The organism is Bifidobacterium sp. WK041_4_12, assembly GCF_041080795.1.
Taxonomy (GTDB): domain Bacteria; phylum Actinomycetota; class Actinomycetes; order Actinomycetales; family Bifidobacteriaceae; genus Bombiscardovia; species Bombiscardovia aquikefiricola.
Genome location: NZ_CP129674.1, coordinates 1,814,015 through 1,836,037, shown reverse-complemented (window position 1 = coordinate 1,836,037; position 22,023 = coordinate 1,814,015). Strand labels below are relative to the sequence as shown.

Annotated in this window: 20 protein-coding genes; 14 read left to right on the top strand and 6 right to left on the bottom strand. The window is 53.8% G+C overall.

Going from position 1 to position 22,023, the window contains the following annotated elements; genetic code table 11:
* Nucleotides 1-39: 39 nt before the first annotated feature.
* Nucleotides 40-375 carry a hypothetical protein gene (locus tag QN215_RS07755; RefSeq protein WP_369343746.1) on the bottom strand — a complete coding sequence of 112 codons (336 nt, stop codon included), beginning with the start codon at nucleotides 373-375 and terminating at the stop codon, nucleotides 40-42.
* Between the two features lie 345 nt (nucleotides 376-720).
* Between QN215_RS07755 and QN215_RS07750 the strand changes: the two genes are divergently transcribed.
* The 7 genes from QN215_RS07750 to QN215_RS07720 all read left to right on the top strand — a co-directional run bounded on the left by QN215_RS07750 (nucleotide 721) and on the right by QN215_RS07720 (nucleotide 8,969).
* On the top strand, nucleotides 721-1,194 hold the full coding sequence (locus QN215_RS07750; RefSeq protein ID WP_369343745.1) for a hypothetical protein: 474 nt from the start codon (nucleotides 721-723) through the stop codon (nucleotides 1,192-1,194).
* A 97-nt stretch (nucleotides 1,195-1,291) separates the two neighbouring features.
* The gene (gene mtnN, locus QN215_RS07745; RefSeq protein WP_369343744.1) at nucleotides 1,292-1,993 is read left to right on the top strand and encodes a 5'-methylthioadenosine/S-adenosylhomocysteine nucleosidase; all 702 of its coding nucleotides are present in this window, start codon (nucleotides 1,292-1,294) and stop codon (nucleotides 1,991-1,993) included.
* Between the two features lie 329 nt (nucleotides 1,994-2,322).
* Entirely contained in the window at nucleotides 2,323-2,844 is a 522-nt protein-coding gene (gene rplJ / locus QN215_RS07740) for a 50S ribosomal protein L10 (protein WP_369343743.1), read from the top strand.
* 112 nt (nucleotides 2,845-2,956) lie between these two features.
* A complete protein-coding gene (rplL, locus tag QN215_RS07735) occupies nucleotides 2,957-3,340 on the top strand; it encodes a 50S ribosomal protein L7/L12 (RefSeq protein WP_094692941.1) in 384 nt (127 codons plus the stop codon).
* 329 nt (nucleotides 3,341-3,669) lie between these two features.
* The gene (locus tag QN215_RS07730; protein ID WP_369343742.1) at nucleotides 3,670-5,028 is read left to right on the top strand and encodes an FHA domain-containing protein; all 1,359 of its coding nucleotides are present in this window, start codon (nucleotides 3,670-3,672) and stop codon (nucleotides 5,026-5,028) included.
* 6 nt (nucleotides 5,029-5,034) lie between these two features.
* Nucleotides 5,035-8,682, top strand: coding sequence for a helicase (locus QN215_RS07725; protein WP_369343741.1), 3,648 nt, complete (start codon nucleotides 5,035-5,037; stop codon nucleotides 8,680-8,682).
* Between the two features lie 137 nt (nucleotides 8,683-8,819).
* Nucleotides 8,820-8,969: a BAG family molecular chaperone regulator 5 gene (locus QN215_RS07720; RefSeq protein WP_369345116.1), complete on the top strand. Its 150-nt coding sequence runs from the start codon at nucleotides 8,820-8,822 to the stop codon at nucleotides 8,967-8,969.
* A gap of 9 nt (nucleotides 8,970-8,978) precedes the next feature.
* Here QN215_RS07720 and mscL read toward each other — a convergent pair whose 3' ends face one another.
* The 4 genes from mscL to QN215_RS07700 all read right to left on the bottom strand — a co-directional run bounded on the left by mscL (nucleotide 8,979) and on the right by QN215_RS07700 (nucleotide 11,371).
* The gene (gene mscL / locus QN215_RS07715) at nucleotides 8,979-9,452 is read right to left on the bottom strand and encodes a large conductance mechanosensitive channel protein MscL (protein ID WP_369343740.1); all 474 of its coding nucleotides are present in this window, start codon (nucleotides 9,450-9,452) and stop codon (nucleotides 8,979-8,981) included.
* Between the two features lie 101 nt (nucleotides 9,453-9,553).
* Nucleotides 9,554-10,336, bottom strand: coding sequence for an SAF domain-containing protein (locus tag QN215_RS07710; RefSeq protein ID WP_369343739.1), 783 nt, complete (start codon nucleotides 10,334-10,336; stop codon nucleotides 9,554-9,556).
* Between the two features lie 104 nt (nucleotides 10,337-10,440).
* Complete coding sequence (locus tag QN215_RS07705) at nucleotides 10,441-10,644, bottom strand: FmdB family zinc ribbon protein (RefSeq protein ID WP_369343738.1); 204 nt, start codon at nucleotides 10,642-10,644, stop codon at nucleotides 10,441-10,443.
* A gap of 133 nt (nucleotides 10,645-10,777) precedes the next feature.
* Entirely contained in the window at nucleotides 10,778-11,371 is a 594-nt protein-coding gene (locus tag QN215_RS07700; protein WP_369343737.1) for a 5-formyltetrahydrofolate cyclo-ligase, read from the bottom strand.
* Between the two features lie 68 nt (nucleotides 11,372-11,439).
* Between QN215_RS07700 and QN215_RS07695 the strand changes: the two genes are divergently transcribed.
* The 3 genes from QN215_RS07695 (at nucleotide 11,440) to groES (ending at nucleotide 14,393) form a co-directional block, all read left to right on the top strand.
* A complete protein-coding gene (locus tag QN215_RS07695; RefSeq protein ID WP_369343736.1) occupies nucleotides 11,440-12,102 on the top strand; it encodes a GNAT family N-acetyltransferase in 663 nt (220 codons plus the stop codon).
* A 253-nt stretch (nucleotides 12,103-12,355) separates the two neighbouring features.
* Nucleotides 12,356-13,918, top strand: a complete 1,563-nt coding sequence (locus QN215_RS07690) for a hypothetical protein (protein WP_369343735.1) — start codon at nucleotides 12,356-12,358, stop codon at nucleotides 13,916-13,918.
* Between the two features lie 181 nt (nucleotides 13,919-14,099).
* Complete coding sequence (groES, locus tag QN215_RS07685) at nucleotides 14,100-14,393, top strand: co-chaperone GroES (protein WP_369343734.1); 294 nt, start codon at nucleotides 14,100-14,102, stop codon at nucleotides 14,391-14,393.
* Nucleotides 14,394-14,537: 144 nt separating this feature from the next.
* On the opposite strand, the gene QN215_RS07680 is transcribed toward groES, so the two are convergent.
* Nucleotides 14,538-15,758 (bottom strand): PLP-dependent aspartate aminotransferase family protein, encoded by a 1,221-nt coding sequence (locus tag QN215_RS07680; RefSeq protein WP_369343733.1) that lies wholly within the window; start codon nucleotides 15,756-15,758, stop codon nucleotides 14,538-14,540.
* Nucleotides 15,759-15,989: 231 nt separating this feature from the next.
* Here QN215_RS07680 and hisC point away from each other — a divergent pair, with 231 nt between their 5' ends.
* From hisC to QN215_RS07660, 4 genes are all read left to right on the top strand, one after another.
* Nucleotides 15,990-17,072, top strand: coding sequence for a histidinol-phosphate transaminase (gene hisC, locus QN215_RS07675; protein WP_369343732.1), 1,083 nt, complete (start codon nucleotides 15,990-15,992; stop codon nucleotides 17,070-17,072).
* A 325-nt stretch (nucleotides 17,073-17,397) separates the two neighbouring features.
* Entirely contained in the window at nucleotides 17,398-17,958 is a 561-nt protein-coding gene (gene nrdI / locus QN215_RS07670; protein WP_369343731.1) for a class Ib ribonucleoside-diphosphate reductase assembly flavoprotein NrdI, read from the top strand.
* 66 nt (nucleotides 17,959-18,024) lie between these two features.
* Nucleotides 18,025-20,211 (top strand): class 1b ribonucleoside-diphosphate reductase subunit alpha, encoded by a 2,187-nt coding sequence (nrdE, locus tag QN215_RS07665; RefSeq protein WP_404978490.1) that lies wholly within the window; start codon nucleotides 18,025-18,027, stop codon nucleotides 20,209-20,211.
* Between the two features lie 300 nt (nucleotides 20,212-20,511).
* Nucleotides 20,512-21,750 (top strand): aspartate aminotransferase family protein, encoded by a 1,239-nt coding sequence (locus QN215_RS07660; protein WP_369343730.1) that lies wholly within the window; start codon nucleotides 20,512-20,514, stop codon nucleotides 21,748-21,750.
* Nucleotides 21,751-22,023 lie beyond the last annotated feature (273 nt).

The following is a 22,023-nucleotide window of genomic DNA, read 5'->3' as shown; positions in this document are numbered from 1 at the left end:
TGCGGCATCGACAACGGTTGTGACGAACTTGTGCCCTTACTAGAGCCTGATGTAGAAAGCCTGCTTCTGTTGTTGCTCGGCAATGAACACGATTCCCGAAGGAACTATGTGAATGACAGGATCAAGCGATTCCTCTGCAATGCCATGAGTCCTGAGTGCCGTGGCGCAGGCATATACCTCGACACCGTCTGGAATGTCTTCGCGGTGAATGCTTGGTGCAGCAGTGATGGCATCATGGTTGACCACCACATATACAGTATCTGAGCATTGCCGATCATCTACGATGGACTTGCACACACGCAAGCCTCGCCGCACATCATCACCATCATCAGACGCATGCACAATCACGGGTTGAAGGCTGCTGTTCGTGGGCATTGCTTCCTCTTTTCGTTATCCAACCATGCTATGACCATGTCGATGCATTTCACGTATAGAAAATTCGTACTCACTTTCCAAGGGGGCGTGGCTGGCTACCTTGCCAAGAATAGTCTCGTTTGTCCATTGCAGAAGATGTTGCTTCAACACTCACTGCATCTCACAATCTGCAGACGCGACATTCATCGACAGAAGAAGGCTCCGCAGTGGAGAGAGAAAGTGAAGAAAAACGGCGAAGCATTCGATAGAATTGATGCGTTGGAATGAATGCCAGGTATTCGCGCCAGACACAATACAGGGGATTCAACAATGAATCCGACAAGGGATTCAGTAATGAGGGAGAACATGACACAGCCAAACAATCCGCAATTCAATGCTCAACGTCCACAAGGCAATCAGACCGGTGCCCCTCAGATGCCGAATCAGGCGCAAGGCCAAGGACAGCCCGGTTTCCAGACTGGCCCACAGCCCTACGGTCGGCAGCCGAACATGGTGCCACCGAACCCGGCTGGATATCCTTACCGGCAGTATCCGAATCGCGAACAAAGCAAGAGCGCCGCCAAGGGTTTTGCCATCGCCGGCTTCATTCTTGCCCTTATTGGGCTTTTCATTGTCGTATGGCAATATAACCGCTTCGTGAGTCCATTCGGCACGGTCGGCCTGGTCCTTTCGGTCGTCGGTATACTCATTCCTGAAAAGGGCGAGGAGCGCTCGCGTGCCACATACATCTTTGCAGTCGTTGGCGTCATCGTGTCAATCATCGCCATCGTGGTGAATCTACTGATGGGCATCTATGACTATCGGCCGTCATTGTACTGAAACAGATAACTATGCACTGCGGCATAGGGTTATGAGGTGGGCATAGGGTTATGAGGTGCTAGACTCCCACTCGGAAACACATGAGCGAGGAGCGGGTATGAAAACGATAGCGGTTATCGGAGCATTGCAGGAAGAAGTCAGCTTTATCGCACGATCACTGTCGAATTCATCGCATAGCCCCGATTCGCAGCAGGCCAGCCTCGATGTGGTCCAAGGCAATATCAGCTCGACAAGCGGTGAAGAGATTCGTGTCGTCGCCACGGTTGGCGGTATGGGAACGGTGAACGCAGCATCGACGACACAATATCTCATTGATGTCTATCGACCTGATGCTGTTATCTTTTCTGGAATTGCGGGCAATCTCAATCCTTCGCTCCACATCAATGATGTGGTCCTTGGCGGCACCATGCGTTATCTCGACTCTGACATGCGCCTTATTGCCCAATTTGCACCACAGCAGAACGAATTCCACTCCGATCCAGACCTGCTGGCCATTGCCGACGACGTTCTGCGCGACATGGGCACGAAGCATATAACAGGCGTCATCGCCTCTGGCAACTATTTCGTAGATTCGGCGGACAAGATTCAGCAGGTCCGCCGTGACACGGGTGCCGATGCGGTAGAGATGGAAGGTGCGGCGGTGTGTCATGTTGCAGCCCGTAACCATGTTCCTGCTCTCGTGATTCGCGCGCTGAGCGATAATGCCGATACTGAATACGAGTCGTTCAAGGACTTTGACATTTCTGAATTTGCCGACACGGCGGCCAAGCAGGTCGTTCGAATCATCGAAAAGCTGTAAGCATTCGCGCTTCCGTGCAGCACGGTGAGATGTCTGAGACACGCCAACTGAACATGTTTGCCGTCACTAATTTGCATTGTCTTGCAATACGGGTGTAGTCTGGAAAAGTTGTAAAACCACAGACCGCTGGTCGTGATCGTGAGATTGCGCGAAATATGGTTGCCAAGCCAGCGTAGGTTGAGAAGAAAGCCCAGAAGCTTCGTCTCGAACTCCTTTGTTCAAGATGCTTGTGGATGTTGATGCTCTGCCTGCGCGCAGAGCTTTTTTATTGCTCTCCTTGACTTGATGTTCATATTTCTCCTTCCAGTGGCCACTTAGGAAGGAACGCCATGAAAAGGCCCGAAAAGGAAGAGGTGGTCGCGGAGCTTACGGGTAAATTCCGTAATTCCGACGCGATTCTTCTCACCGAGTACCGCGGGCTCAGTGTCCCGCAGATCGCAGACCTGCGTGACAAACTAGGCCGCGATACTTCCTATACCGTGGCGAAGAACACGTTGGCTCGCATTGCAGCTAAGGAAGCAGGCGTCGAGGGACTGGATGATTACATCTCGGGCCCAACCGCCATCACTTTCGTCAAGGGCGATTACGTCCAGGCTGCGAAGACACTTCGTGACTTCACCAAGGCAAACAAGCAGCTCGTCGTCAAGGGTGGTTTCGCAGATGGAACTGTCTATGACGAAGAGGGCGTCCAGAAACTTGCGGATCTCGAATCCCGCGAGGTTCTGCTTTCCAAGATGGCTGGCGCGCTGAAGGGCACGATGGCCAAGGCTGCATTTGCGTTCGTTGCGATACCTACCAAGGCTGTTCGCACCATCGACGCACTGCGCGAAAAGCAGGAAAAGGCTGCCTGATTCTGTGGCTTATGCCGCTGAATCAATGCAAGAATACAAAACGATGTTTGGTGGAATGCCTGCATGTGCAGGCTCACGAATCGTGAACCACCGCAAATGAAAGGAAGCCATTATGGCTAAGCTCTCATCCGATGAGCTCCTTGAAGCTTTCAAGGAAATGACCCTCGTTGAGCTCTCCGACTTCGTCAAGAAGTTCGAAGACGAATTCGATGTTGAAGCTGCCGCTCCTGTCGCAGCCGTTGCAGCCGCCGCTCCAGGCGCTGCTGCACCAGCTGAGGAAGAGAAGGACGAGTTTGACGTCATCCTCTCCGCTGTTGGCGACAAGAAGATTCAGGTCATCAAGGCTGTCCGCGCACTGACCAACCTCGGTCTCGCCGACGCCAAGGGTGTTGTCGATTCAGCTCCTAAGGCTGTTCTCGAGAAGGCCAAGAAGGAAGATGCCGAGAAGGCCAAGGCTGCTCTCGAAGAGGCCGGCGCCACTGTAGAACTCAAGTAGTTCTTTTCGCGTCGCTCACACGAGCTCTAACGAATCAATATTCGTTGCTTTCAATGACCTGCCGGGTTAGCTCGGCAGGTCATTGTTGTTATTGTGCATGCATGCTGCATCACATGTCTTATAGGCGTCTCAAGGTGGTGATGGTGAAGGGTCTGGGGTAGTTCAGCCACAAGAATTCACTGATTGTGCGAGAATCGCGGTGTTTTTCAGTTTTTATTGCCCATCCATGACACAATGGACATGGCACAATGGACATGAGGCCATGGGGCGCATGAAGCTATGGCTACTATGCGGGTGATACGGGCTTTATCGTAAGGAGGACGACAGTCGTGAGTGTTGATAAGCGACCGACTCATCAATGGATCGTCAGTGTCAGGAATATGGACGACGTGATGGTGAACTCAGGTGAAAGCATCGAAATTGGGCGCAAACCGCTACGACCTCTTCCCGATGAAGGTACATCACGACTTGATGTTCCTGATGAGACGCGTTCCATGTCAAAACGACACGCTGTCTTCACCGTGACCGATTCTGGCGCTGCAACGATTCGTGATCTGCACTCGACCAATGGCACATATATTGTGCGCACGAATGGCGATCTTGTTCGCGTGCCGCTCGATCAGGACTTTCTGCTACCTCGAAACGAGATGACTCTGCAATTCGGCGATGTTCCAGCGATATGCAAGCGCCATGACATTCAGCCTGAGCACAAGCCCGTGCAACAGCACTCCAACAATGTTTCCGACCTGTTCTCATACGCCACGGATAACGCTCCGGTTGAGCCCGATGCAGCCGATATGTCGGTCGATGACATTCTTGATCTGCGCGCCGGCGAGCCAACGAGCGCATTCGATGCAAGCTCTGTCCGCAGCCGGATCACGCGGCTGCATGATGCCGTTCTGGGTGAGGCCTCTGCTCAGCAACCTGGCACCGCAGCGACGCAGCCAGCAGCGCAGCACACCGGTCAGGTAGATGTACATAAGGTGGATAAGGTAGATAGAGCAAGTACAAGTACCGAGACTTCTCAAACCAATCAGAACCTGTCAGGAACGACACGGCAAACAGGCTCGGATGCAGTTGAAGATCCGAATGAGTCTCAGCACGATGCACCAGAACAGCGTGATCTGTTCGAAGATGCCCTCTCCGACGCTCTTCATATCGACAAGACTGATGAGGCCACGAAGGACAGGGCCGCACAGGATGCTTCCCAGACAGGGGAGAGCACGAATCGAGCACTGAATCCTTCCGATGCAAGGTCCGCACATTCGCCACGCACTACCTTCACACCGCTCGCGGCAGCAACGGTAGACAATGACAATGATGACCTGGCTACGCATACGGCCGAAGCGTCCACACAGACGCAACAGACTGACACCAATCAACTTGCATTCAAGCCGGTCTTCGAGCCGGGATCGGTTTTCGAGAAGGTTTCAAAAGGCGAATTCTCCAAGAAGCAGCATATCGTTGAAGTCGGCGGCTTCACCTCGGATGATGCTCGGACAAGCCATGACTTCTCCAAGCAGTTCGACATGGCAAGGCATGCTGAACTTCTGCCGTTCCTTGCCATGAATACATCGCTATACGATGATCTTTATGCTTGGCTGGCAGCTCAGGGCAACCATGACATAGATGTCGCGCTCCAATCCAACACAGGGTATCAGGAGTATATCGAGGCAACGCGGAAATGAGCAAGAATGAGTGAAGAACCAGCCAATGCATCCTTACGTCAAGCACGAGGGAAAGAAGGGAATATTCTGGATTCGATACGCGCATGGAGACGTGAATACCAAAATGAGGTCGGGCAGACTCCATTGGAAGACATATCCCAACTGGCGGCTCGTCTGGACCTTACGCACGCACATCCGTCTGGAATAGCTCAACTTTTTGCAGGAGGCCAGACGCATCTGGACTCGCTGTTCAGAGACAATGGCGTGCTTCGTGCAGCGATTCAGCGAATGGGTCGGGTCTTGGAAGATCAGACTGCAAAGAATCGCCTCAGTGGCTGTGCAGAACTGTCGTTGGTGGTGGGTGTGGCGACTTGGCTTGGCAGTTCAATGCCTGTTCTGCTGTATCCCATCGAGGTCGAGGCTCCGCAAGGTGCCCGTGCGAAGATGACGATACGCATTTCGGGACCTGTGGAAATCAACGGTGCGCTGATCTCGGCGTTGCGCGAGCACGGCGTTGACATCAATGCCAAGCGACTGTTCAACGAACTGCATTTCCAAGGGGGAACCGCAGAAACGAGTGCACTGTTCAATCATATCGAGAACGAAACGAATGATGAGATTGCCGACTTCACCATCGCTCACGACATCATTCTCGGATGCCTTGTTGAACCATCGACGCTGCTGCTCAACGAGAGTCAGAACATCATCGATGAACTCGCTGACGGATCTTCAGGCAACACGGTGCTCGATGCAATTGCGGGTCAGTCCGATGCCGTCGAACTGCTGAAGAACCAGCCCATGGCCGATTTCAGTCCCTTCGATGCTGATCCTCATGATGAGTTGGAGATTGCAGACGTCGACAATCATGTCCGTTTCGCAGCCCACCTTGCCGCTTCGGGTCGTTCCATCTTCATGAATGAGAGCTCTCTCAAGCACACGGCTACGCATGCGGCGGCAGTGGCATCACGCTGCATCATGAACGGTCGCACAGTGCTGTACGTGCCGAGCGTTGCCGACCAGAAACGCAGGTTCACGCAGGTGATGATTGCCAACGATATGGAAGACATGGTGCTTGATGTTGCCGATGGCTCCACCAATGCAATCATCGACCGGCAGCTGATTGATGCCGTAGGATATCAGCAGGGCACAGCCGGCTCGCATTTCGATCAGCTTGCTGACGAGCTTGTGGGCGTGCGTTCGCGTCTCACCCGCTATCTTGGCGATTTGCACGGAGTCAATGAACGCTGGAACGTCTCTGCCTATCAGACCATTCAGAATCTTGCGCACATCGCTGCTTTGCCAACGCATCCCACCACGCGAGTGCGTCTCGACATCAATGCGGCACGCACCATCGGCCCGAACATCGGCAAATGGGCATCACTGCTCGAACGCGCGGCGGATATCGGAGAATTTACCATAGGTCCCAAGGACACCGTGTGGTACAAGGCATCAATCAGTTCGGAAAACGATGCTGTCGATGCTTACCAGCGTGTGGTGAGACTGCTTGAGCGAACCTTGCCTTCGATTCGTCAGCAAGTGGCGAACACGGTTCAGACATGCGGGTTCCCGGTTCCGGCGACTGCGCATGATTGGGAGAATCAGGTTACCGTGCTCAAGAATCTGCGCAGGGTTCTCGACATCTTCCAGCCTGAGATCTTCGAACGTGACATTGCCTCGATGATAGAGGCGACCAAGCCCAAGGCCGAGCGTAAGGCCAACGGTACGACCATGGGCTTCTGGGAACGCAGAAGGCACACGAAGGAAGCGAAGGGGCTGCTCCGAGTCGGAGCACAGGTCGATAACCTTCACGATGCTTTGATCGTCGTCTCCAAACAGGCAGAGCAGTGGCGCATCTTCGTTCCTCATGGTGGATGGCCAGTGTTGCCTCCACGGCTTGACCAGATTATGGAAACGCAGGATTCACTGTCGACTGATCTGACAGCTTTGAACACGGTGTTGGCGACCACTCCACAGGGTGCCGAGCTTGAATCCGTGACCTTGAACAGTCTCGAAGAACGGCTGAAGGCTCTGTTCAGCGATCATCTTGCATTGGAGACCTTGCCAGAGCGTTGCCGCCTTGAGGAAGACTTCGACAAGGTCGGTCTGGGAGACCTCGTTCGCGATCTACATTCGAGGCGTGTCGAATCCAAGGCCGTTCGCGCCGAACTGCAATTGGCTTGGTGGACGACCGTTTTCGAGGATATCGTGCGTTCCTCTGAAATGATTTCCAATCAGGATGGTTCGGCGCTTTCCAGTGCTGCCGATCGATTCGTGCAGATCGATACTGAACATGTGCGTAGCGTTGGGGCAATGTTGAACCAGGAACTGACCAAGCGTCTTTCTGAAATGCTCTTTTCTCACACGCAGGAGGCAAACCAGCTCCATACCAGGCTCTCCGGCAGTCAGAGAGTCGGAGTCGATGTGCTCCACCGTGATTTTCCGCGGCTCATCTCGGCGGCAAAGCCGATTTTTGTGGCGACACCTGCCACTCTGGCAGCATTGACCGGCACTGATCAGCTCGCAGACATGGCAATCGTCGATGCTGCTGCGCATATGCCATCCATCGAGTTGCTGACCATCGCCAAGCGAGTCAAGCAGATCGTGATCCTGGGGCATCGAGAGACCGTCACCTCCAACTCGGTTAAGCGTCTGATATCGCTGCTCCCGAGTATCGATATTCCCGGCACTCCTGATCGGCGACCACAAGATGTCTCCGCATTCCTCAAGGTGCAAGGGTATGGTTCTTCGATACCCGATGGAATCTGCCCAACGGCACAGGGCACGGTGAAATACAAGCGTATCGAAGCTACCGGAGTCCCCGTCATGGCGACCGGCCTGGTTGAATCCAGCCAGCAGGAGATTGATGCAGTGGTCGGAGAGCTGCGTCAGCGCGCTCGTTCGTTCACCATCGTTCCAGCATCCTATGTGCTTACCATCGTCACGCTTTCACCGACGCATCGGAACAGACTGGGTGCAGAACTGAAATCCTGCGCCATCAAGGATCCAAACTTTGCCAAGTTCCTGCGTCATGTTCGCATCATCGGCATCGATGAAATAGCAGGTGCCCAGTCTGGCGATGTGATCATCTCCTTCGGTTTCGCCAAGACCTCGCACGGAAGACTGCTCCAGCAGTTTGGTGAGCTGGAAGGCGAGGCGGGCAAGGGCATGCTTCTTGATGCTTTGGCGCTTTCCTCAAGAAATCTTGATATCATCTCGGCATTTGGCTCCGATGACATGGAGGACGACAGAATTCATCAGCCAGGACCGCGGTTCCTGAAAGTCGTGCTCCAATGGGCTGAGAATCTCGACAAGGAACGCATCAAGCCGGTGGCACACGACACGCCATCGCCTGACATGCTGCTCGATGACCTTGCTGACCGCATCCGCAAGCGAGGGCTTGATGTGGCCCTCTACTATGGATACGCTCAAGGAGCCCGCATTCCGCTGGTCGTCGGCGTGAAGGGGAAGCCTTTCGCGCTTGCCGTATTGACGGATAATGCCGATTACATGCGCATTCGTTCGACCAGGCAGCGCCATCGTTTTATCCATGAAAGTCTGCAGATGCTCGGCTGGTCGGTTATCACCGTATGGAGCGTGGCCGCATTCGTCAATCCTGACAAGGAAGTGGACCGTATCGTCAGCCAGCTCGCAGAGGTTTATGGGGATACGGAATGAGTGGGAGATACGCAATGAGTGCGGTTTCCAGAGAAGACGATTCCTCACAGGCCGAGAGCTCGACATCGCATCGAGATGCTTCTGCTGCGAGCTATGAACCCACCAGACGGTCAAAGCGAGAGCATCGCCGCGTCGTGATGAAGGGAACCGAGCATTTTGATGCAGACGGCGTCAAGCTTGAGGCTGGCGATAGGCAGACAAAAAAAGCCAAGGACGCGGACGATGATGCGCGCATCCTTGGCGAATTGCCACCCCATTGGGGTGTGTTCACTGCAGAGAAAGAATGACTGCTGACGTTACTTGATTGCTGAATTCTGCTCTTTAAGCTGGTCGCGAATCTCCTGAAGGATTGCAACGGACTGCTCTTCAGGTGATGGTTCAGCAGGTTTCGGCTCCTCGACTCCTGCCACGGCTCTGGTCATATCACGAAGCTTGTTGATGGGCAGAATGATGCAGAAGTACACTGCCATCGCCACAATCAGGAAGTTGATGATTGCGCCAATGATGGCCCCGAAGGAAATGGTTGCGCCGTTATAGGTGATGGTCAGAAGATTCGACAGATCAGGTTTTCCGAAGATCATGCCGATCAGAGGTGTGATGAATGATTTCACGATGGCATTCACCACTGCGGTGACTGCAGCGCCCATAACGACACCGACTGCCATATCAATCATGGAACCGCGCGAAACGAATTTCTTGAATCCGCCTATCGGCCCCTTATCGGTCAATGCAGCCAACTGGTGCGTGGCCTGCATGGTTGTTGCGCTCATTCGTTTTCCATTTTCTGACAGAGATGACATTCCTGCTCCTTATCGCTTATTGATACGAAGGTTTGGCCCTATGACCTTGCGCTCCTTGTCCCGAGTGTACATCAGTCACTCACCGCAAGAATAGGAGCCTGCTCCTGTTGACTCAGCACTGCGACCGCCTCTTCAGGGGACACGCAGAAGGTGATCAACGATTTGTCCTCGGTATTCGCGGTTATCGAGTTGAGCAATGAATCATCTGATGGCTCGGTGATACTGAGTACTTGGGCCTGTTGTGCAAGAGTACAGACAGAATTCAATGCCGAGTTAGACTCAGTATTTGCACTGTGTGAATCCGGGTCTTCGGATATGCCTTGTGCGGGGTCGCTTCCTGCCTGAGCGCCTGGCTCGGAGCCTGGCTCACCCCCCGATGCACTGCCGGACTCGCTTGTTGAGCAGCTTCCAGACGATACGAGTCGCACCGTGTCTCCAACCGAAAGCTGCGCAGGCACGCTGGCAAGCTGAATCTGAATGGAGGTGCGTCCGGCAGCGATGCTTAAGCCTTCCGAAATGGCATTGCTGGTCAAGGGCTGTCCGGCCGAAAGGATGGTTTGCGACTGCTTGCCGTCTGCCGCCTCAATGGAATGAACAAAATGACGCGATATCGATGACTTGGGAATGCTCACGAGGCTCAGATCCTTCGAACTGAGTTTCTGACCGCGGGCAATATCGTGAGATGCGACGACTATCTGGATATGATTGCGCGATCCTTCAGCGATGGACTGGCACACTGCAAACAGGATTAATCCAGCGCATAGTGCGCACAGAATCTGCCGGACATGAGCGTTGAAACGTCGGCGCTGCAGCGAATCCTTTGCGCAGGAGCGGGAAGAAAGAAAGTCAAGCATTGAGCAATTCTTGAACGGATCGCTTCAAGAATGCATCTCGCTCACGAGCATGTGGTCGAATGTGATTGCATGGCTCTGGAAAATTGTCGCTGATATGGGTGGAATTACTTCGATGACGAGCTCGAATGCGAACCCGAATCGGTGCGATAGAAGCCGTGTCCTTTGAATTCAATGGGAACGGCGGAAAAAATCTTACGAATCTGAGCCTGACCACATCGTGGGCAGACGGTGATCGGATCATCGTTGAACGACTGCTGTTCCGTGAAATCATATTGACAGTTCTTGCAACGGTAATGATAGGTAGGCAAGGTCATCCTCCACTGATTCTTGATTCACCAACAACATAGCACTGCGCTGCACTCAGACAGTGCTGCATTAAGACAGTATAGACTGCGCTCAATGCTCCAGACCGTATTATTGCACTCTCTACGGTCTTGTGCCTCAAGGCTTGTCTATGGGCGTGAAATCCAAGGGGGTGAGCACACCATCAACCGCCACATCGTTCGAATCATGGGGGATGGGGACCTGGGACACTTCCCAAGGCCAGCAGACGGCAATGATACGAGCGTCTGGATTGCGGTATTGCAGCGCCTGATCGTACCAGCCTGCACCGCGTCCGAGGCGATTGCCCTGGCTGTCTACCGCGAGAGCGGCAATGATGATGGTCGTGGCCTGCTCAAGCGCCTCGGGCGGAAGAATCTCGTCGGTCGGCTCTGCAGGACGGCGCTCTCCCTTGTCCTCCAAGGTTTCAGCGCCGGAATAATAGCTCCATCCCATATCCAGGCCCTTGCCGAGACGAGGCACAAGAACCCGCACAGACTGCTCCATGCAATACTGCAACAACCCTGATGTTCGAACCTCGCTGCCCATCGACACGAAGCAGGCAATCGTGGCGTGCGCCTTGACGAGGTCAACCCGCTGTGTGACATGCGCAAGCTGCTTCGCCGAGGCGAGACGGCTGGTCTGAGGAACTAGCGAACGGCGGCGCAATATGGTGTGGCGCAAAGCCGATTTCTGAGATGCGATGCTTTCCATGTCCACCAGTATGGCGCGCGGCGAGGCAATCTACCAGTTCTCGGCGTGAACGGTGCGATAATGGCGGCATGTCCGTTTTCCAAACATTTATGGACGCGTTTCGGTCACGCATCGACAATGGTCATTTCCGTACGCCGACTGAAATTGTCGCTCCCGAGGGTAGGCCTGCGATCAGTCTTCGCCCCCTGCGCGAAGAGGATGACGTTGAGTGGAACACGCTGAGGTGCAACAATCGTGACTGGCTTGAACCTTGGGAGTCAAGCGATCCGATGCATGGTCAGGGCATTTCGTTCTATCAGTGGGTGCGCCGCGAGCGAGAGCTGGCCGAGGCGGGTTCAGAGATAGTGTTCATGGTCGAATTCGAGGGCCGGATCGTAGGGCAGATATCACTGGGGGCAATTTGCTATGGCTCAATGAGAACCGGGACGGTCGGATATTGGATTGACCAGAATCATGCCGGGCGTGGATTCACTCCTCTTGCCCTCGCCATGCTTGCTGATTGGGCGTTTGGCGCAGTCGACGGGCCGAGACTGCATCGTCTGGAAATCGATATTCTGCCCTCAAACGGTCGATCCAAGCGTGTGGTCGAGAAATTGGGCATTCCGAGGGAAGGCCTGCACAGAGAGTACATGTATATCAATGGTGAGTGGAGAGATCACGAAGCTTACGTATTGCTGCTAAGCGATGTGGACGGCACCGTCGTTGACCGGCTTGGCCGTTTTGACCGTTGAACAGCTGGGAAACTCGATGACGAGCGGCTATAAGTGGCCTTAGGTGGCCTTGAACGACTACGGTTGGTGAAGGCTGACCAGAGATGCATGCGAGCGACTGAATTTATTCGACACGCCACGACTTTTATTACATAATCAACATTCTTACTCTATCGTAGGCCATATGGACTATGAATCACTAAGCAGCATCGTACTCTTAGTGATTGCTGTGCTTCTCATTTGCGGTTGGTTACCGGGAAAGACCATAATGGGGATGAGACGTGCATCGGAGCATCGCGAAGACAGATACTCCTCATCGCTGCATGTGGTAACTCAAGAAGATGCTGCACGCGTTGGTGATACGAAGTCGCATGTTGCCGGCATGCAAAGGGTGAAAGGTTCGTTCATGGACTCTGAAAAGACGCAAAGCATTGCTGCGCACAAACAGGAGCATATTGAGCGAATTCGGCAGACGAGACGTGCAGCCATTCGAAGGCGACAGCGCATCGTCGCAACGCTTGCCATAGTGACTGTCGCATTGGTGATACTCGGGGCCACCAAGACCATCTCCATGCTGTATGCGGTAATTCCAGCGCTGCTGCTTCTCGCTGTTTTGCTGCTTGGCGCGCATGCTGCGAAGTCGGCCCGAGCGTGGGAATTGCGCGTTGCACAAAGTTCAAAAGGTGCTTCCACAACGCCATCCGCCACATCAAATGCCACTGCCAAGCCGCAGACTGATACTCGCGAATACAGGAAAGCCTCGCAGTCGGCAGACATTGAGACGAGGCAATCATCCGTGCAGCCGAGCAATCGTCAGGCTCAACGGCATGTACGCACTCCTTCTTCCGGCCAACAGGCACAGTCTGCTCCTGCAACAGCGACCGACGTGCTGAATAAGGCTGAAATTCAACGGATTCTTCAGCTCGCCAAGCAGGAGCAGCAGCGCTCGAAGCGGGCGTCTGAAGCTTCACGGCCTGCGTCGGTGCCGTCTCCAGCCAGCGTAAGCGTTCAGGCGCGTACCGATGTGGCCGTCTCGAAGCCCAAGTCGTCCCGCGCATCAGGTGGCGCGTCGAAGCCACAGAAGAAGCCACAAGAGTCGGCTGCCGCGCGCAAGGCATCGTTGCCCAACGTCGATATGCCAAAGCTTGAACAGGATTCGCAGCAGAAAGCCGCTTCACAGGATCTGATTTCCTTCTCGCTCGGATCGGTCAGCGAGACTCGTAATCTGCAGAATGACGGGCCCGAAAGTCGAGAGATCAAATCCAGCAAGCAGGTTGCCGTAGCAAAGCCGAAGCCCAAGAGCAGACATCAATCGGCGGACAAAACTCAAGGTAAAACTCAAGGCAAGACTCAGAGCACGGCTCAGGGCAAGCCCCAAGGGAAGCAGCAGACCGCAGCGAACTCCACAATGAAGTCCGCAGTGAACTCCGCAATGAAGTCCTCAACGAATTCCGCATCGAATGCTCAGAAGAAGCCAGCGGTGGCAACTCCTCACCTTGAGGATTCATCTGCAACCGCAGCATCCCCGAGTATCAAGCGATCAGCACCATCGGCTCACAAGGTGGACACCTCCACTCAACCGCAGCAGCCAGAGGATGAAACCCGTGAAATCGTTGTCGCAGGTGTCGTTGACAAAGTCAAGTCGGGGCACACGCAGGCAGACAGTCCAAACGCTGCTGCTGACAATGGGTCAGCGTTTGCTCTCGACAACAATAATGCCAATGCTGAGCAGTTCCATGCCGACGAGATTCATGCAGAGGTCGAGCCTCCGACACAGAGTTCTGAATCGCTGAGCATCGGGCTTGAAACGATCCTTTCAAGACGAGGCAATCACTGATTCTTTGGTTTCGCTCTGAGCTGCTTTTCGACGGCCGTTAGCACTCGAGTTGGCAGAGTGCTAATTTCGCGCTACCATGTCGTGTAGCGCGAATGACCCGTGTGGAGTGTCCCGTCAGCCTCTCGACGTGGGTTACGGCGCGAAACATATTGATTCTCTTATAAGAAAGAGGAGGTCCACAGTGTCGATCTCACTCACACCGTTGGAAGACAAAATTGTCATCAAGCAGGCAGCGGCTGAAACCACAACAGCCTCTGGTCTTGTAATTCCAGATACAGCAAAAGAAAAGCCACAGCAGGGCGAAGTTCTTGCGGTCGGACCTGGTCGTCGTGACGACAAGGGCGAGCGTGTTCCTGTTGACGTGAAGACTGGAGACAAGGTTCTCTACTCGAAGTACGGCGGCACGGAAGTTCACTATGACGGTGAAGATCTGCTCATCGTTTCGGCTCGTGACGTTTTGGCTATCTTGAAGTAATACCAAAGCTGATGGCTAACCCCGCAGGCATTGTACGATGCTCTGCGGGGTTTTTCATACGCTTATGTTGTTGAAACGGTGCTGTTTGTGAAACAGTGCTGTTGTTGAAACGGTGCTGCTTGTAAAACGATGCTGTGCGCTTCGCTAGCACGCGCGCAATGCCTGATCGAGGTCACGAATCAGGTCGTCGGCATCTTCCAATCCCACCGAGAATCTCAGAAAGCCTTGATGGAAGGCCTCTGGATAGAGATACTGTCGTTCGTCGTCTTCTCCAAGGAACACGATGAGGCTTTCGTCATGGCCGAGCGACACGGCCGAAGTCACGATCTGCAGCGCTGCGATGAAACGATTGTAACCGTCATGGTCGGTATGCAATCCAAAGCTCAGCACTCCTGAATACCCGGCATCCGGGCCAATCAGCTGGCTGGCCGCGATGTCATGGCCAGGATGACTCTTCAGACCAGGGTAGGCGACGAAGCTCACCTTCGGATGACTTTCAAGGTATTCGGCAATGCGCTGCGCTGAAGCGTTGTGCTGTCTCATTCTCAGCGGCAAGGTGACCGAGCCTCTGTTGATAAGCCAGGCGTTGAACGGGCTGATGACACCGCCATAGTTCACCTGTGACGTGAAGCGAATCTGGTCGGTAAGCGCTTTGCTCGCCGCGATGGAACCGCCGAGCGCATCGCCGTGTCCGTTGATGTACTTCGTCAGGCTTTCGATCACGATGTCAGCCCCAAGCTGGATGGGCTGAACGTTGAACGGTGAGTTGAATGTGTTGTCGACGCTCACCAGAATCTCTGGGTTCGCATCATGCGCATATCGTGCAACCGTTGCAATGTCGCTCACCTTCAATGTGGGGTTCGCAGGGGTTTCGATATGGATGAGCTTGGTATTGGGCCGGATTGCGCGTTCCACGTTCTTCGCATCCGACGTATCGATGATGCTGGTTTCGATACCGTATTTTTTGGGAAGTATTTCGTTCAGCAGCCGGTATGCCGCGATGTAGGTGGTGTCCGAGAAGATGGCGTGATCTCCGCTCGAAAGGAAGGTCGTGAATGTTGCGGCCAGAGCTGCAACGCCCGATGCCAGCACGACGGCATCCTCGCTGCCTTCCAGATTGGCTATCTTAGTTTCAAGATAGCGCTGGTTGGGATGGCCATTCCTTGCATAGAGGTTGAGATCCGAGCTTGACCAGTTCAGTTCGGATGCGTCGTAGGGGAGAGCATATGCGTTGGCAAGCGTGATTGGCCTACGAATCGCGCCTGTCTCTGCGTCCGTGCCATTGCCTAGGTGGATGCTTCGCGTTGAAAATCCCAGCGGCTGATCGTCGAAAGAGATGCCCTGGTGTATTGAATCTGTTGCCATGGTTTATCAATATCATGCAATCGCCTTTTCCGCATGCTTCTGGTTTTCCCGATTTCCTCTGCGATATCGGGAATCTATTACCGCCTATAAGAAAAAGCTAAGACGAATCTGCAATCGAGGTGGCGAATGTGATAGCTAACATCTGGATGGTGCGATGGCAAAGCCCGGTTTTGCAGGTGGAGCGTGTGACGGCTCGGATTTCTATGTCAGGCCAGGGCATAGGATAGGGCTATGGCTTTCAAACATCGTGCGGACATAGACCTTCTTCCTTCATACAAGCAAGGGAAGCCAGCCCCGGAGTCCGATCGTCGTACTTATAAGATTTCAAGCAATGAGAATCCCTTTGAGCCGCTTGCAAGCGTCAAGGCAGCGATACGCAAGGATGCGTTGGATTCCATCAACCGATATCCCGACATGCGCGGGTGGGGAGTCGTGGAACGCCTCGCTCAGGAAACGGGCGTAAAACCGGAAAACATATGCCTAGGCTGTGGATCGACCGAGGTGATTACCCAGCTGATTCAGTTGGTTGCAGGGCCAGGCGATGAAGTCGTCTATCCTTGGAGAAGCTTCGAGGCATATCCGATCATCGTTGCCACTGCAGGCGCGAACAGCCATCAGGTGCCATTGACCGCTGACGGACATCATGACATCGATGCGATGATTGCTGCCGTGAATGACAAGACGCGTCTGATCATTGTCAACAATCCAAACAACCCCACCGCGACTCCTGTGAGCGAGACCGAGGCGCGAAAGTTGCTGGATGCCGTTCCCAGCGATGTTCTCGTGCTCTTTGACGAGGCATACTTCCAGTTCAATACCGACCCCAACACGGCCGTCGCCATGGAACTGTTTCATGAATACCCCAATGTTGTCGTAGCCCAGACCTTCTCGAAGGCCTATGGCTTGGCCGGATTGCGCATTGGATATGCGGTTGCTCCTGAAGAGGTCATCGATGGCATGCGCAAGGTGGCATTGCCCTTCGGTGTTTCTCGCGTTGCTCAGACTGCTGCGCTGGCAAGTCTGGATGCGTACGATGAACTCAACGACCGCGTTCAGGTCATCATCTCGGAGCGTCAGCGTGTGCTCACCGCATTGCGGGAACAAGGATGGACGATTCCTGATGCCGAGGCCAACTTCTTCTGGATTCAGTTTGGTGACAAAACCGAAGAGGCGGAGCAATACTTCATCCAGGCAGGTCTTTCCACTCGAGTCTTTGCTGGAGAGGGTATCCGCTTCACCATCGGCGAGGCTGCCGCCAATGATCTGGTCATCCAGACATGCTCCAAGCTAAAAACCGCTGGTCTTTTGGTCTGAAAAGGGACAAAAAAACCTACGACTTCGAGTTTTGCGGCAATTCTCAGATATATCCGTTCATTTTTCGCTGATTCTCGTGAATGTTTCAACGAAAATCAGTCGTGATACCTGAAAAAGGCAACAAAACTCGACATCTCGCGAACAGAGTAGTTCGTAGAGCGCATAGACTGTCAAATTACATCAATGTGATATTGACCACATGAAACACTATATCTAGTGTTGCTATTGGGGGCAGTACCTAGATATAGTAGTTTCCGCAATGGTTTGAGATAATTGAGTCTGCGGATGCTGCTGTGGGAGTCGCACCCGTTGATGAGGGGGATTCATGAACGGAACACTTGAGCAAGCGACCAATGCAGCCAGTGACATCGATCAACGGCATGAAGGCACTGACGGCAATCCAGCAGTCAGCACACCGGATATTCCTGCGGAAGGTGACGTCAGGGGAGCGGTGGTGTTCTTCTCATCAGCCTCGGAGAACACCGCACGATTCATCAGGAACTGCCATCTTGAGCGTGAGGGAATCAACGTATATCGAATTCCCCTCCACCGTCGAGGTGGCTCGCTGAACATCCGTGAGCCGTACATCCTTGTCGTTCCCACCTATGGTGGCGGCACTCCTGACAAGGCAGTTCCGACGCAGGTCAAGCTGTTCCTGAACGACCGTGAGAATCGCGATGGAATCCGTGGAGTCATAGCGTCCGGCAACACCAACTTCGGCGAAGCCTTCTGCATGGCGGGTGACCTGGTATCCAAGAAGTGCAAGGTACCATTCCTCTATTATTTCGAGCTCATGGGTACCAAGGAAGACGAGGACAAGGTTCGCAAGGGAGTTCCTGAATTCTTCGCCAATCTCAAGGAACAGCAGCAACCAGCCCAGCTTTGAGCGGCTCACACATACGAAAACACGAATACGCAACAATACGACAACACAATCGGTGAAGGGGAAGCAATGGCAGTTCAGGAAGACACCACGCTCGAAATGGATCAGACGAGCGAGGAGACCTATGATTCGGCGCACGACTATCATTCGCTGAACGCGATGCTGAATCTCTATGACAGCAACGGGAAGATTCAGTTCGACAAAGACAAGCAGGCAGCAAGGGAATTCGTGAATTCGCATGTTGCCGCCAATACTCGCCCATTCGAGTCAACGCGGGAACGGCTGAGCTATCTGCTTGAGAACCAGTATTATGCCAAGGATGTATTTGCCGAATACTCTGCGGAATTCCTCGACAAGATCTATGCCCACGCCGAATCGCTCGGCTTCGAGTTCGAAACCTTCCTCGGGGCATTCAAGTTCTATTCCTCGTATGCGTTGAAATCCTTCGATGGCAAGCAATACCTTGAAGATTTCCCTCAGCGATGCGTAGCCGTGGCTCTCGAACTGGCATCGGGCGACGAAGATATGGCCATCAAGTATGCGGATGAGATCATTCAAGGGCGTTTTCAGCCGGCAACGCCGACATTCCTGAATCTGGGCAAGGCTCAGCGCGGAGAGCCGGTCAGCTGCTTCCTGGTTCGCATCGAAGACAATATGGAATCAATTTCGCGTGGCATCAATGCCGCGCTCCAGCTTTCGAAGCGTGGCGGCGGCGTGGCGCTCCTGCTCAGCAATCTGCGCGAGCTCGGCGCGCCAATCAAGCATATCGAAAACCAGTCCAGCGGTGTCATCCCAGTCATGAAGCTGCTTGAGGACTCCTTCTCGTATGCCAATCAGCTTGGCGCACGCCAGGGGGCAGGTGCCGTGTATCTTTCGGCACATCATCCCGATATTCTGCGATTCCTCGACACCAAGCGCGAGAACGCCGATGAGAAGATTCGCATCAAGTCGCTTTCGCTTGGTGTCGTAATCCCTGACATCACCTTTGAACTTGCCAAGCAACGCAAGCCCATGGCGCTTTTCAGCCCTTACGACGTTCAGCGCATCTATGGCAAGCCGCTGTCAGATATTTCGATCACCGAAAACTACGACAAGATGGTTGCCGACGACCGCATCACGAAGCAGTACATCGATGCCCGCGAATTCTTCATGACCATCGCTGAGATCCAGTTTGAATCAGGCTACCCGTACATCGTCTTCGAAGACACCGTGAACCGAGCCAACCCGATTGACGGCCGCATCACGATGAGCAACCTGTGCTCCGAGATTCTGCAGGTTCAAGAACCCAACGAGTTCAACGAGGATCTGACCTTCAAGCATGTGGGCCGCGACATTTCATGCAACCTGGGCTCGCTCAACATTGCGAAGGCCATTGATGGCGGCCTCGCCGATACCGTGGAGACTTCGATACGCGCGCTCACTTCGGTTGCAGAGCACACCCATATCGATGCCGTACCTTCGATTCGTCGTGCGAATGAAGAAGGGCATGCCATCGGTCTCGGCGAGATGAACCTTCACGGCTTCCTGGCACGCGAAGGCATGCATTACGGTTCACCAGAGGCGCTTGACTTCACCGACATGTATTTCATGACCGTCGCATACCACGCCTACCGTGCGTCGCATCGCATCGCGGTCGAACGCGGCAGAGCGTTCGCCCGCTTTGAAAAGTCTGCGTATGCAAAGCCGGCTGGCGAGGGCAACTACTTCGATAAGTACACCGATGGCCGTCGCTCGTTGGAACCGCAGACCTCGTTCGTGCGTGAGCTCTTCGCCAAGTTCAAGATTGAGATTCCCACCGTCGATGACTGGAAGCAGTTGCAGGCTGCGATTCTCAAGGACGGCATCTATAACCAGAATCTCCAGGCGGTGCCGCCAACCGGTTCAATCAGCTACATCAACCATTCCACGAGTTCGATTCATCCCATCGCTTCGAAGATCGAGATTCGTAAGGAAGGCAAGATTGGCCGCGTCTATTACCCGGCGCCATACATGACCAACGACAACCTACAATACTATGACGACGCGTACGAAATCGGCTGGAAGGCCATTGTTGACACCTATGCAGTCGCCACGCAGCACGTGGACCAAGGGCTGTCGCTCACGCTGTTCTTCCCGGACACGGCAACCACCCGTGACTTCAACAAAGCACAGATCTATGCGTGGCGCAAGGGCATCAAGACCCTGTATTACATCCGCATCCGTCAGCAGGCGCTCGAAGGAACCGAGGTCCAGGGCTGCGTCAGCTGCCAGCTCTAGCATCGAACCACCAGGCGGGGAGTCCGAAAGGCTTCCCGCCTGGTGAGGCGGACGAGGTGGAGCTTCACCGTCCGCAACAGTTCATACCCTCTCGAAGCAAGCATTTCGTTCGGCGGCGTTGCCGGGCGATTCGTGCAAGACATGCAAGTGATGATATTTACATGATAAGTATCCGAAACAATTGATTTCTAGACTGCGTTCTATATCGCATATCATTTTGAGCTTGTCATGCGGTAGCTTCACTATCAAGCGTCATCACTACAAGGCGTCGGTACTTGTTCCGACGAGGGGGTGTCTGGCATGAAATTGGCCGATACAGGATTAACGCAGCAAGATATCAAGAACCTGGTTGATACCTACATGATTGAAACATATGAGCGATATGACTTCGTTGCAGAACGCGCCGAGGGCATGTACCTCTACGATCCGGATGGGAATGCGTACCTGGATTTCTACGGTGGTATCGCGGTCAACAATGCAGGTAATGTAAACCCCAAGGTGGCTGCAGCCATACGCGATCAGGTCGGCGACATCATGCATACCTTCAACTATCCGTATACGATTCCGCAGGCACTGCTTGCAAAGAAGGTCTGTGATGCCATCGGCATGGAGAAAATTTTCTATCAGAACTCGGGCACGGAGGCGAACGAGGCTGCAATCAAGCTTGCAAGAAAGTATGGAACCGATCATTACGATTCGGAAAAATATACGATCATTTCTGCATCTAACTCCTTTCACGGGCGAACTTTCGGTTCCATGGCGGCGACGGGGCAGCCTGGAACGGCCAATCAAAACGGATATGGCGGCATGACCCCAGGCTTTGTCTACGCTCGGTTCAATGACTTGGATGATTTCGCATCGAAGGTAGACGATACAACCATCGCGATTCTGCTTGAACCGGTGCAGGGTGAGGGTGGTGTGCATCCGGCAACGCAGGAATTCCTGCAAGGTATCCGCGCATTATGCGATTCCAAGGGATTGCTTCTCATTCTTGACGAAGTCCAGACCGGTTGGGGACGAACCGGCTCGCTGATGGCATATGAGCAGTTTGCGATACGACCCGATATAGTGACGATGGCCAAAGGCTTGGGCGGTGGAGTACCCATCGGGGCAATGTGCACGACGAAGAGCATCGCTGCATCATTCACCCCGGGAACTCACGGCTCGACTTTTGGCGGAAGCCCCCTGTGCACTGCCGCGGCGCTGGCTGAGGTTGGTGAAATCATGGATCGTGACCTGCCGGGCAATGCGCGCCGCATGGGCGCATATTTGATGGAAGGTGCGCGTGCACTGCCGCACATTCGTGAGGTACGTGGCATGGGATTGCTGGTCGGCTTTGAATTCGATTCATCCGTCAATGCGGTGGATGTCAAGCATGAGGCATTGCGCCGAGGCCTGCTGACCACGGCTATCGGCACCTCGATCATCAGAGTAGTTCCTCCGCTGATTGTTACCCGATTCCACATCGATGAGGCGTTGTCCATCTTGCGCGATGCCATTCTGGCAACCTGTGGTGAGCTTTCCAGCGTGCATGCGTAGCGCGTAGTACGGCATTCACTCCTTGCAATGGATTGCCAGGGCGCGCATGCTCTTTCTGATGTGCTCCTACCACCGATGCGCGTGATCTGATACGCATGGTGATACGTAAGCATCGTTGGCACTGCCCATTGCAAGTATTTACATAATGCATACTTTCATACATGCAAACCACGCTGCCTCAGCAGCGCATATATGCGAGGCATGGTGAGAGTGGGATTTGGAGTGTGTTGAAATCCTTTGAAATTTACCACTGCTACGTGCCAACTAATACTT